11 protein-coding genes are annotated in these 12,261 nt (G+C 53.7%); all 11 read right to left on the reverse strand.

Translation table 11 applies throughout. The features are described from left to right. Window positions 1-5 precede the first annotated feature (5 nt). Complete coding sequence (pgsA, locus tag DZC51_RS12320) at window positions 6-584, reverse strand: CDP-diacylglycerol--glycerol-3-phosphate 3-phosphatidyltransferase (RefSeq protein ID WP_157296341.1); 579 nt, start codon at window positions 582-584, stop codon at window positions 6-8. A gap of 45 nt (window positions 585-629) precedes the next feature. Further along, complete coding sequence (locus DZC51_RS12325; RefSeq protein WP_370513694.1) at window positions 630-1,532, reverse strand: helix-turn-helix domain-containing protein; 903 nt, start codon at window positions 1,530-1,532, stop codon at window positions 630-632. 7 nt (window positions 1,533-1,539) lie between these two features. Next, complete coding sequence (locus DZC51_RS12330; protein ID WP_157296345.1) at window positions 1,540-2,331, reverse strand: DUF3388 domain-containing protein; 792 nt, start codon at window positions 2,329-2,331, stop codon at window positions 1,540-1,542. A 294-nt stretch (window positions 2,332-2,625) separates the two neighbouring features. Then, window positions 2,626-3,360, reverse strand: coding sequence for an elongation factor P 5-aminopentanone reductase (gene ymfI / locus DZC51_RS12335; protein WP_157296347.1), 735 nt, complete (start codon window positions 3,358-3,360; stop codon window positions 2,626-2,628). After that, complete coding sequence (yfmH, locus tag DZC51_RS12340; protein WP_157296349.1) at window positions 3,357-4,655, reverse strand: EF-P 5-aminopentanol modification-associated protein YfmH; 1,299 nt, start codon at window positions 4,653-4,655, stop codon at window positions 3,357-3,359. The genes ymfI and yfmH overlap by 4 nt, the downstream gene beginning before the upstream one ends. Then, the gene (gene yfmF, locus DZC51_RS12345) at window positions 4,642-5,922 is read right to left on the reverse strand and encodes an EF-P 5-aminopentanol modification-associated protein YfmF (protein WP_157296351.1); all 1,281 of its coding nucleotides are present in this window, start codon (window positions 5,920-5,922) and stop codon (window positions 4,642-4,644) included. The genes yfmH and yfmF overlap by 14 nt, the downstream gene beginning before the upstream one ends. 550 nt (window positions 5,923-6,472) lie before the next feature. After that, entirely contained in the window at window positions 6,473-7,432 is a 960-nt protein-coding gene (locus DZC51_RS12350) for an ABC transporter permease (RefSeq protein WP_157296353.1), read from the reverse strand. Window position 7,433: 1 nt separating this feature from the next. Beyond that, window positions 7,434-8,480, reverse strand: a complete 1,047-nt coding sequence (locus tag DZC51_RS12355) for an ABC transporter permease (protein ID WP_157296354.1) — start codon at window positions 8,478-8,480, stop codon at window positions 7,434-7,436. Beyond that, complete coding sequence (locus tag DZC51_RS12360; protein WP_157296357.1) at window positions 8,470-10,026, reverse strand: ABC transporter ATP-binding protein; 1,557 nt, start codon at window positions 10,024-10,026, stop codon at window positions 8,470-8,472. The genes DZC51_RS12355 and DZC51_RS12360 overlap by 11 nt, the downstream gene beginning before the upstream one ends. Before the next feature lie 159 nt (window positions 10,027-10,185). Then, a complete protein-coding gene (locus DZC51_RS12365; protein ID WP_157296359.1) occupies window positions 10,186-11,277 on the reverse strand; it encodes a BMP family lipoprotein in 1,092 nt (363 codons plus the stop codon). A 60-nt stretch (window positions 11,278-11,337) separates the two neighbouring features. Next, window positions 11,338-12,066 (reverse strand): GntR family transcriptional regulator, encoded by a 729-nt coding sequence (locus DZC51_RS12370; RefSeq protein WP_157296361.1) that lies wholly within the window; start codon window positions 12,064-12,066, stop codon window positions 11,338-11,340. Window positions 12,067-12,261: the final 195 nt, after the last annotated feature.

Consider the following 12,261-nt stretch of genomic DNA (forward strand, 5'->3'; position numbering starts at 1 on the left):
CCCCCTTACATAGAATCCAGCAGAACACGGCGGTTTTTATAGAAATAGTCCACACCCGACCAGACCGTGAAGACGAGCGCGACATATAGCATGATCGTGCCGAACGGGATGCCGGCCGCTTCAAAGAAGATATTGTGGAGCAGCAGGAAGATGGTGGCAAGAAGCTGTGCGGTCGTTTTGATCTTCCCAAGCATATTTGCCGCCACGACTTCACCGCCGCCGGCAAGGATCAGACGCAGGCCGGTCACCGCAAATTCGCGGCTGATGATGATAATGACAATCCATGAAGGCGCAAAGCCCATTTCAACGAGGATGATCAGTGCCGAGGATACAAGCAGCTTATCTGCCAAGGGGTCAAGGAACTTGCCCATGTTCGTGACAAGATTATATTTGCGGGCCAGATGGCCGTCGAACCAGTCGGTCAGCGCCGCGACAATAAAGATAAGGCCGCCGATCAGGTGTTCGGCCGGAAGTTCCACACCGCCTGCACGGATATTGCCCATTCCGAAGTCGACCAGCATGAACAGGATGAATACCGGAATGAGCAGGACTCTGGCCACTGTGATTTTATTGGGTAAATTCATGAATTACTCCGCCTTTCAAAAAAAATAAGTCATCCCTGGAGATGACTATTGTTCAGCACCGAGCTGGATAATGATGTTTTGCGTAACCCGTTCCTTTCCGGAAATTGCATAGTCGAGCGGACTTCCGTTCACTGTGATTTCCACGCCCGGCACATAACCGATCCGGAAGCGGAGCCACTGTATACCCTCTGCCTCGATGGTCTCTGTCTGTCCTTTTTCGAGGCTCTTGCTCAAGTACTGCTTCCCGGTATTGTCAGTGACGGAGAGCCAGGACCGGCCCTTTCCGGACAATTCGACGCTCACCTTGTCGGTGCCCTTCAGGTTGTAAAAGGTGTTCTCTCCTTCGGACTTGTCCACTGCAAGTTCGGTTTTCGGTTCTGCGGGCTCATCCGCTTCTTCAGAAGGCTTTTCCTGTGCGGACTCTTCTTCATCAGAATCGGCGTCTTCTGCAGGCGCCGCATCTTCTGCGTCTTCAGGACCGATTTGTTCCACCTGGACAGTGCTCTCCGTTTCGTTGATTTCTTCTGCAGGTTCCATATCCGCGGCCTGGTTGGCCTTCAGGAACCAGACGATACCGATGGCCACCACGATGAAAAGCGCAAGAATGATCTTTGGCATCGCTTCTGCAGCCTTGCCTGCGCGCCTCATGGACGTCCGTCTCATCGCCGGGGCTGACATGCCGGCGCTTTCACCCGTAATCAGCGGTTCAGGTGCCTCCGCCTTATACATGGCCAGCATCTCATCAGCATCCAGGCTCACCGCTTCCGCGTATTGCTTGATAAATGCCCGTACATAGAATGTCCCCGGCATGATGCTGAACTTGCCTTCCTCGATGGCGGCAAGATAGCGTTTCTGAATTTTTGTGATTTCCTGTAAATCTTCAAGCGAGTAACCTTTCTCCATCCTCGCCTGTTTTAGCCGAGCGCCCAATTCGGACAACAAAAACACCTGCCTATCAAATATTGAACCCGAAATCCATCCCGCTCCGGCTCGACATCCTGTCGTTTTTCTCCAGTATCTCGTAAGTGATTTCTTCATCTTCATCACGGCGGATCTCAATGATGTAGTCAAAATCATCCATCGTGTACTCAGAAAGACGCACGAACATGTCAGGATGTTCCACGACCTTGATCGCGGGCAGGCGCATGATTTCCCGGACAAGCTGCATATGCCGCTCGTCGCTCGCCTTCCTCGTCACGATCCCGTCCAGGATAAAGACATTGTCCGCTGAAAACTCATCACCGGCAAGCTGGCTCCGGACCGTCTGGCGGAGCATCGTCGAAGAAAGGAAAATCCACTTTTTGTTCGCGCTCACACTCGCGGCGACGACTGACTCTGTCTTGCCCACGCGCGGCATGCCCCGAACGCCAATCAGCTTGTGTCCTTCCTGTTTGAATATCTCGGCCATGAAATCGACGAGGATACCGAGTTCGTCCCGTACAAACCTGAATGTCTTTTTGTCATCGGCATCACGCTGGATGTACCGGCCGTGCCGGACCGCCAGGACGTCACGAAGTTTGGGATGCCTCAGTTTCCTGACATTGATCATATCCATCGTCGAGGCGATCAGTTCAAACCGCTCGATGGCATCATCGTTCTCAGTCCGGAGCAGCATGCCCCTCCTGCCCTGATCCACACCGTTGATTGTCACGATGTTGACACGCAACAGTCCGAGAAGGGAGGAGATTTCTCCCAAAAGCCCCGGCCGGTTCACTTCAATCTCATATTCCATGTACCACTCACTCAATTTGGGTCGCCTCCATCGGCGCCGGATGCGCAATGTATTTCTATCATATCGGATTTGTCATTTGAAGAAAAGGGATAGCCAGAACAATATATTGATATACAATCCACCGGTTTCCCGCTTTGGACCCTCGCTTTGTCAACCCCACTCTGGTGAATAGTTAACTGCTTCAGTTTCTTATTCCTCATGTCAAAATGCGTTCTCGTTCCTATCTATATCTTGGTGTATGGGGATTCACCAAAAATCATTCCAATCAAACAGCGGACCGGAGCTTGTGGGCACCGGTCCGCCGTCTGTTCAGATATACCATCCGCCATTGACTTTGATGATTTCTCCAGTGATGTAGCGTGACTGTTCGCCCAGCAGGAAATCCACCGTTCCGGCCACATCTTCAGGGGTGCCCGGACGCATAAGCGGGATCTCTCCGAACGCCATCCTGCGCTCTTCCTCATCAAGGTGACTGTTCATCTGTGTCTCGATCCACCCTGGTGAGACGGCATTTACCAGCACATTCGAGGCAGCCGCTTCCTTTGCGTACGCCTTGACGAACGCATGGACCGCCCCCTTGACCGATGAGTAGGCCACTTCCCCGGCGGCTCCGGCATCGCCCCAGATCGAGCCGATCATGACCACATGGGAAACAGGATGCCGCCGCAGTTTTTCTGAAACCAATCCGATAAAACGCATGGGATTGGCCGCATGGACACGCCAGAGTTCATCCATGTCATTCATGTCGGTGTCCGTCAGCAGCTTGGTCATCCCCTGGCCTGTGCAGGAGACGACGGCCCGAAGATCTCCGGTGACGGCAGCAAGACGTTCTCCTCCATCCGGAGCGGCAAAATCCGCCTGCACCGCAATGAACCTTTGTTCCGGATACGCCTTTGCCAGACGGAGCTCCAGCTCTGCCGCGGACTGCCGGGAGGAATTGTAATGGAGATAAAGCGACCAGCCGGAAGCGGCAAGCCGCTCCGCTACCGCAGTACCGATTCCGCCGGAGGCTCCGAGCACCGCCGCCGTCTTGAGCGGGATCACCCTTTGTTCGCCGGAGGTTTTACCGTAAATACGGTGCGCGCCTTCTCATCTGTGAGCGGCACGAGGACTTCCTGGAGATCCTTCACTTCCAGCGCCTCCAGTGCTGTGACGGTGTCAAACAGGTTCATCCCATTGAATGCATAGCGGGTGAACTGGTTCGCGATGTATTCAACAGAGTTCAGTGCGCGCATGAAGAAGCCGATGCGTCTTCTCCGCTGACGGTCGAGGTCTTCCTGGCCGAACGGGAATTTCTCGGAAGCCCACTGCAGGGTGTCCTGAATCTTCCGCGTCAGTTCCTCCGGTTTGGCACTGTCAGAGCCGATCACCGAAAAGGCAAATCCTTCTTCCGCTGTAAAGTCGGTGGAGAACGATTCGTCGATCAGGCCCTCTTCATATGCGTCCGTGTAGAACTTGGAAGTCTTTCCGAACAGGAGATCCATCATGATCTGATAAGAAAGCTCCTGCTTCAGACCCTCCAATCCCTCTTGCGCGAGTGCCGGAAGCTTGATGCCGAGATGGACTTTCGGTTTTGAAACATCCATTTCGAGACTGCCTTCCTTCACTGCCGCTTCCATCTTCTCCTGAGGGAATTGGCGGACGATCCGCTCCGGCTTATCAAATGTCTTCGCTGCCTGGTTGTCCCGGATGAACGTCATCATCTCTTCGGGATCAACCGCTCCAACCGCGAATACGAGCATGTTGGATGGATGGTAGAACGTGTGGTAGCACTCATACAGGTGATCCGCGGTAATTTTGGAAATCGACTCGACCGTTCCGGCAATGTCGATCTTCACCGGGTGCTCCTTGTAGAGATTCTCAATCGTACCGAAGTAGGCACGCCAGTCCGGCAGGTCGTCATACATCGTGATTTCCTGCCCAATGATTCCTTTCTCCTTTTCGACGGTCTCCTCTGTGAAATAAGGCGCCTGAACGAAATTCAGAAGAAGTTCAGTGTTCGGATAGAGATTCTCCGTCGCAGAAAACAGATAGGCGGTACGGGTAAATGATGTAAAGGCGTTTGCGGACGCCCCGTTCATCCCGAACTTCTGGAAGACATCCCCATCTTCCTTTTCGAACATCTTGTGTTCGAGGAAGTGAGCGATGCCATCGGGGACCCGGACAATTTCATCCTTGCCCAGCGGGATGAAGGTGTTGTCCACGGAGCCGTATCTGGTCGTGAATGAGACATAGGTCTTGGAAAAACCGGATTTCGGCAGGATAAACACCTGCAGCCCATTCGGCAGGGTCTCATGGTAAAGCGTTTCGTTGACTCGGCTGTACTCAAGCGTTTTCATCTGCCGATTCCTCCTTTCCGGAAAGCAGGTAGACCAGCTGGCGGTCGATCTTCCCGGCCATGTTCCGGATATCGTCTGCCGTCACAGGCTCCCACTTCGCGATCCATCCTTCAGGGGTGAAACCGCCGGGCAAGTCCTTATACTGATCAAAGATCTCGATCTGGCCCCTAGAGGAATCCAGCGCTTCACGAAGCTGGTTGGCGAGCATGGCCTTTGTCTGGCCAAGCTCGGTGTCCGTAATTTCCCCTGCCCTCATCGCTTCCAGCTGTTCATCGATCAGTTTCACCGCTTTGTCGGCGAGGTCCGCATCGATTCCTGCCGAAACGGTGATGAGCCCGTAGCGGGACAGATAGGAACTGGCGGCATAGTATGCCATGCTCTCCTTTTCCCGGACGTTCATGAACAGCTTGGAGTGAGGGAAACCTCCGAAAATGCCGTTTGTCAGCTGCATCTTCGGGAAGTCCTCCGTGCCGAACATCACAGGTGTGCTGAATCCGATATGGAGCTTGCCCTGCTTCATGTTCTGCTTTTCCGAAACCCGGCCCTGCTTGCCGGTTCCGCGGACGGCCTTTTCAGGAAGTACGGCCGGAACACGCTCCTCGAAGTGGAAAGCTTCCTTAAGCGAGGTGGTGATCGCTTCCTCATCGACCGCCCCAACGACATAGATCTCTATCTCATCTTCGCTGATCATCCGGCGATATGCCTCCATGACTTTCTCGGGAGTCAGCGCTTCCAGATGGGTTTCTTCACCGGTGGCCCTGATGGACTCGGGTCCCTCCGGCCGCAGCAATGTCAGCAGCCGCTGCTGTGCATAGCGGGTCTTATCATCGTACAGGGAGCGGACGCGCTCCAGAACGGTCTGCTTTTCCCGCTCAAACACCTGGGATTTGAAAGTGCCGTCCTGGAGATTCGGGCGGAGAACGGCATCGGCCAGAAGGCGGATCGTCCAATCGGCGATGTCTTCATCACGGATCAGGCGGTCATCCACACATTCCGCGTTCAATGATAAGTAATGGTAGCCGCCGCGTTTGCCGACATCTGTATAGTAAAGAGTTCCATACATCGTCTCGAGTGCCTGCCGGAGTGCGGCCCGGCTCGGATAGGCCTCTGTGCTGTCTTCCAGAATATTGGCCAGAACAGCCCGCTCGGAAGCCCCTTCCGCAGTGAGCGGCTGCTTGAAGCGGATGGAGAACGTCAACGTCTTAAACTGTTCGGTCCTTCGTACATACAGTCGGACGCCTTGAGTCAATCGAGTTTCCGTAAACATGGGACACCTCGTTTTCATTCAAATTTGTATCAAGTATTCACCAATTTAACTATACCCAACCCGGCAGTTGCATGGCAAACTTTGGAGAGATTTTAGTACGAAAGCGCAAGCGCCCGTTCAGCAACGTACGAACTGGAGCCCTTCGCAATGAGATCAAGGAAACACGGTGAGGAACGAGCCGATGTTGACTTATCGCAATGGAGAAGGGTGAAGTTTGCCATATGGAATCAACTAAAGAAAGTTCCCCATGAAGAAAGGGCGGTTGCTTTCCGTTCCAGCACTCACTTTCCGCGGGCATGGCCTTAGCCCCCTCGTCGCTGCACTCCTGCGGGTTCTTCGGCTCATGCTATTCCCGCAGGAGTCTCGTGCTTCCACTCCAAGCAATCGCCATAGAAAATTCCTCCGTTCGATTCAATTGTTCGTTTTATATAGTTCTGTGCGCCGGAACTGGAGGTGGCTTACATGAGAATAATAATTGTCCGCAGCGTAAAGTTTTATATTTCCTGAGCCAAAATAAAAAGCGGGCCCTAAGGACCCGCTCCGGCCGGAATTACCGGCTGCCTTTGATATATGGTTTTCCGTTCGCCTTCGGACCGGTCGCTTTGCCGATAAAGCCGGCAAGGGCGAGGATCGTGACGACGTACGGGAGTGCGTGGAGATATCCTGTCGGGATTTCTTTGATGAGCGGAATGCTCGGCCCGACGACTGCCAGCGCCTGGGCGAATCCGAAGAAGATGGCCGCCCCCATGGCACCGATCGGATGCCATTTCCCGAAGATCATCGCGGCGAGGGCCATGAAGCCCTGCCCGTTGATCGTCGCATGACCGAAGTCGCGGGTCATCGTCTGGGAATAGATGGCTCCGCCGATTCCCGCCAGTGCGCCGGAAATGATGACGGCGATATAACGGATCTTGTTGACGTTGACCCCCATTGTGTCCGCCGCCATCGGATGTTCCCCTACCGACCGGAGACGCAGGCCGAATGGCGTCTTGTAGATCACATACCAGGTGATGATTGCCGCGACGATTGCAAGAATGCTCGAACCGTAGATGCCTGTGAAGAGCATCGGGCCGATCACCGGGATGTCTGACAGGAACGGTACATCAAAATTCGGGATTGCTTTCTTGATGAAGTCGGTCTGTCCCTTGTCAAAAATCATTTTCGTCAGGAACAGCGCTATGGCAAGGCCGAGCATGTTGATGGCGACACCCGAGACGACCTGGTCGGCCCGGAATGAGATCGACGCGACCGCATGCAGGATGGCAAACACACCGGATACGACCATTGCGGCGATCAGTGCGATCCACGGCGTCCAATCTCCAAACGTATCATAGAAAAACAGATTGAATAGGATTCCGATGAATGCACCCATGACCATGAGCCCTTCCAATGCGATGTTGACGACACCGGACCGTTCGGAAAAGACGCCCCCGAGCGCTGTGAAAATCAATGGTGCTGCATAGGCGATGGACACCGGCACCATGAAGTAAAGGATATCGAGGAAGCCCATGTCACTTCGCCCCCTTATTCTTGGAGATCTTGGTCAGGAAGAGACGGATTGCATACCCGCACGCCACGAAGAAGATGACGAGGGCGATGACGATCTGGACAACCTCTTCCGGAATCTGTGCGGCGTTCGGCATGTTGAGCGATCCGTATTTCAGGGAGCCGAACAGGACCGCACCGAAAATGACGCCAATCGGGGTATTTGCCCCGAGGAGCGCAACAGCAATTCCGTCAAACCCGATGCCGGTGAAGCCGCCGCGCGTATACATATTGCCGAATGTACCGAGCCCTTCCATTGCACCCGCAAGGCCGGCGAAAGCGCCGGAAATGACCATTGACAAAATGATGTTCTTGCCGATTTTCATGCCTGCGTACTCGGATGCATGCTCGTTGAAGCCGACTGCCTTCAACTCAAAGCCGGTTGTGGTCTTTTCAAGGATGAACCACATGACGACCACCATCAGCAGTGCCACAAGAATCCCGTAGTGCAGCCGCGAATAATCGGTCAGTGAAGATAGGAATTCGGAACGCAGGGAAGCCGATTCTAGGATCCGGTCTGTTTTGTCCCCGCCGCCTGACCACGTTTTAATCAGTGCGTTGACTACGTGGAGCGCAATATAGTTCATCATGATTGTCACGATGACCTCATGGATTTTCATCTTCGCCTTAAGAAGACCCGGCAGGAAGGCCCATAGTGCCCCTGCTGCAGCCCCCGCCAGGATGGCAAGGGGAAGATGGATGAATTTCGGGAGATCAAAAGCCGCTCCCACATAGACTGATGCGAACCAGCCAACGATCAGCTGCCCTTCCACTCCGATGTTGAAAAGGCCGGTGCGGAAAGCGAAGGCCACCGCAAGGCCCGCCAGAATGTATGGCGTGATCTGGCGGATGGTTTCCCCGATGGCATAAGAGTCACCGAAAATTCCGTGCCAGAGTGCGATATACCCCGCGACCGGATCATAGCCGCTCAACAGCATGACGATCGCCCCGACCAGCAGGCCGAGGATGACGGCAATGGCCGGCACGAGGAGATTAATCATTCTATTCGACATGTTTGCTGACACCTTCTTCCGCCTGCCGGGCAGCCGCTTCTCTTGAATGGCCGGCCATGAGCAGACCGAGTTCCTGTTCGTCGGTCTCCGCCGGGAGCACCGTATCTATGATCGAACCGTCATAGATGACTGCAATCCGGTCAGAAACATTCATGACTTCATCCAGTTCAAACGACACGAGCAGGACCGCTTTGCCGCTATCCCGCTGCTCGATCAGCCGGCGATGGATGAATTCAATGGCCCCGACATCGAGCCCGCGTGTCGGCAGTGCCGCTATCAGAAGATCGGGATCCCGCTCGACTTCCCGCCCGATGATCGCTTTTTGCTGGTTCCCTCCGGAAAGCGCGCGTGCGGGTTCATGCGGGCCCTGCGTCCGGACATCATATTGGGCAATGATTTCTTCCGCTTTTTTCTCGATGGCGGAATAGTCCATGATCCCTCCTTTGGAATAAGGAGGCCGGTAGTATGTCTGAAGACCAATGTTGTGGCCGATCGGGAAATCAAGCACCAGTCCGTGCTTGTGGCGGTCCTGCGGAATATGGCCGATTCCGCTTTCCGTGATTTCCCGCGGCTTTCGGTTCGTGATGTCTTTGCCGCTGATCAGGATTTTTCCCGATTTCACTTTGCGCAGGCCGGTGATCGCCTCGATCAGTTCCGACTGCCCGTTGCCGTCAATACCGGCGATGCCGACGATTTCACCCTTTCGGATGCTGAGGCTTAGGTTTTTGACCTTGGCAATCCCGCGGATGTCCTCCACGGTGAGCCCATCAATCTGCAAGACCTCCTCTTTCGGAAATGCCGGTCCTTTTTCGGTCTTGAATGTAACTTGGCGTCCGACCATCATCGATGCCAGCTGCTCCGGATTCGTTTCAGCTGTCTCGACCGTTCCGATTCCCTTGCCTTTCCGGATGACGGTCACCCGGTCGGATACATCCATGATTTCCTGAAGCTTGTGGGTAATGAGGATGATCGACTTCCCTTCGGCGATCAGTTTTTTCATGATACCGATCAGCTCGCTGATTTCCTGAGGGGTCAGTGAGGCAGTCGGTTCATCGAAGATCAGGATATCCGCGCCGCGGTATAGCGTCTTCAGGATTTCAACACGCTGTTGCATTCCGACGGAAATGTCTTCGATCTTTGCGGTGGGGTCAACGTTCAGACCATACTGCCTTGACAGTTCTGCCACTTTCTTCGCGGCACCTGCCACATTGACGCTTCCGTTCTTTTTCGGCTCGTTGCCAAGAATGATATTTTCGGTAACTGTAAAATTTTCGACCAGCATGAAATGCTGGTGGACCATTCCGATTCCCAGTTTGTTCGCGACGTTCGGATCGGTGATGTCCGCTTTCTTGCCGCGGACCCGGATTTCTCCGCCTTCCGGCTGGTAAAGTCCGAAAAGCACGTTCATAAGCGTGGATTTCCCGGCACCGTTCTCGCCGAGAAGCGCATGGATCTCACCCTTGCGGAGCTGCAGGGTGATATTATCGTTAGCCACGAAATTGCCGAACTCCTTGCGGATGTTGAGCATTTCGATCACGTATTCCAATGGTTTCACTCCTTTGTCCTATAAACCTTCCAAGCGCCTGTAAACTGATACAGGAAAGACTTCCTGAAAGGAAATCTTTCATCTATCATTTACAAAATGTCTTTTTACATAAGGAAGCATGAAGACCGGACATTCCGGCCCCCATGCTGAACACATCCATTACTTAGGTTCTTTGCCTTCCGGGTATTCCTTGACTTCGATTTCGCCGGAAGCAATTTTTTCCTGATACTCTTCAATCTGAGCCATGACATCCTCAGGGATGTTGCCACGGGAATCCGCGAGTGCGACGCCGTCATCAGCGATGCCGTAAGTGATCACTTCGCCGCCAGGGAATTCGCCGTTCATCGCTTTTTCAGAAATATCCTTGACCGCTACGTCAACGCGCTTCAGCATCGAAGTGAGCGTAACGTTCGTGTCTCCCACCGCACCTTCATCGTACTGATCGGAGTCGACACCGATCACCCAAACGTTTGCATCCGGGTCATTCGATTTGCGTTCTTTTGCTTCGGAGAAGACACCATTGCCCGTTCCGCCCGCTGCGTGGAAGATGACATCAACGCCGCTGGAGTACATGCGGTTGGCAGTCGTCTTGCCAAGCTCCGCTTTGTCAAATGCGCCAGTGTACTGGATATCGACCTCGATGGATGGGTCAACTGCCTCTACACCCTGTACGAAACCGGATTCGAAGCGGTGGATAACTTCGTTTTCCATGCCGCCGACAAAGCCGACTTTCTTGCTTTCTGTTGTGAGCGCCGCTGCGACGCCTGCCAGGAAGGAACCTTCATGCTCTTTGAAAAGGAGGCTGACCGTGTTTGGCTGCTCGACAACCGCGTCGATGATCGCAAACTCCGTGTCTTTCTGTTGGGAAGCGATCTCATCAAGCGCATCCTGCATCATGAAGCCGACACCGAAAACGAGGTTGAAGTCACGACGCGCAAGTGCGTTCAGGTTCGGGATGTAGTCTTCTTCACCGGCAGACTGGAGATAGTCAAACCCGCCGTCGCCTTTTTCGAGGCCATTGTCTTCGCCGAACTCCTGAATCCCTTTCCAGGCAGCCTGGTTGAACGATTTATCGTCAACACCGCCGACGTCAGTGACCATCGCTACGGAAAACTCGGAAGCGGACTCTCCGCCGCCGGAGTTGTTGCCTTCGTTTTGTGCTTCTTCACCGTTGTCGGAGCCGCATGCGCCGAGGAGCGTGCCCGCAGCCAAGAGAACCGACAGCGCAAGACCAAACTTGCGTTTTGCCATTTGTGGTACCCCCTAAATGTTGTTGTAAATGTGCTTTTGATAGCAGGAAGGTTGTCTGTTTTACATCCGTTTCCGCAAAACGTGGAAGTTGAATTTATCGCCCTTGAAATAGTTGCGGGAGTAGAGAATGACCTCTTCCCCCTCCGCGTAATGGGACTGCCGCAACATAAGCAGCGCGGTCTCCGGTTCGCATTCGAGGATCGGAGATGCCTCCTCGTCGTACCCGACCGGTTCAATCTGGGCCACCGCCTGTGTAATCCTCAGGTTCCCCGTCCGTTCAATCGCCTCGAAGATGGATTCGTCTTCCTGTTTCAGGAATTCCTCACTGACGTAACGGGACGGGAAGACATCGATGCAGTAAACAACCGGCTCGCCATCCGCTGTCCTGACTCGCTTGATCGTCATGATCTGCTCATCCGGACCGCACCCGAAACGCTCCATGTCTTCCTCCGCAGCAAGTTCCTCGGAAGAACTGATGAAGTTTGTCCCCGGTGTCATGCCCACCTGGCGGATCATATCCGATACGCTGGCCAGCTCTTCGATGCCGGCCGAAAACAGCGGTCTCGGATTAATGAAAGTCCCGACACCATGCCTTCGGACAATATAGTGCTCTTCCTCCAGCAGGCGGAGCGCCTCCCGGAGAGTTGCCCTGGACACACCCATGATCTTGGCGAGTTCAAACTCGGAAGGGAGTTTTTCTTTCTCTTTGAAAACCCCCGACGCAATGTCCCGTTTAAGCTGCTCGATAACCTGAAGATACAAGTGCCGGTGGTCCGCCTTTACCGTCATGACATCACCACCAAATTATAGAGATCAGACATCTGATGTAAAACCTTCCTCCTAATCAGACATACTATATCATTTTTGCTACCCTAGTGGAATACCTTTCTTTCTAAATATGAAGACAAATTCATACTTACGCCCCATACAGGTTAACAATCCGTCATGATTAAGCGCTTACTTTCCAAATAAACCGCTTTCAAC

Source organism: Bhargavaea sp. CC-171006 (assembly GCF_009761675.1).
In the GTDB taxonomy this organism is placed as follows: Bacteria; Bacillota; Bacilli; order Bacillales_A; family Planococcaceae; genus Bhargavaea; species Bhargavaea changchunensis.

Bases quoted from the DNA above. Each gene is read 5' to 3' on its own strand.
- pgsA (WP_157296341.1), bottom strand. From the start codon at position 584: ATGAATTTACCCAATAAAATCACAGTGGCCAGAGTCCTGCTCATTCCG.
- yfmH (WP_157296349.1), bottom strand. From the start codon at position 4,655: ATGAAAACGCTTGAGTACAGCCGAGTCAACGAAACGCTTTACCATGAG.
- yfmF (WP_157296351.1), bottom strand. From the start codon at position 5,922: ATGTTTACGGAAACTCGATTGACTCAAGGCGTCCGACTGTATGTACGA.
- DZC51_RS12350 (WP_157296353.1), bottom strand. From the start codon at position 7,432: ATGGGCTTCCTCGATATCCTTTACTTCATGGTGCCGGTGTCCATCGCC.
- DZC51_RS12355 (WP_157296354.1), bottom strand. From the start codon at position 8,480: ATGTCGAATAGAATGATTAATCTCCTCGTGCCGGCCATTGCCGTCATC.
- DZC51_RS12365 (WP_157296359.1), bottom strand. From the start codon at position 11,277: ATGGCAAAACGCAAGTTTGGTCTTGCGCTGTCGGTTCTCTTGGCTGCG.
- DZC51_RS12370 (WP_157296361.1), bottom strand. From the start codon at position 12,066: ATGACGGTAAAGGCGGACCACCGGCACTTGTATCTTCAGGTTATCGAG.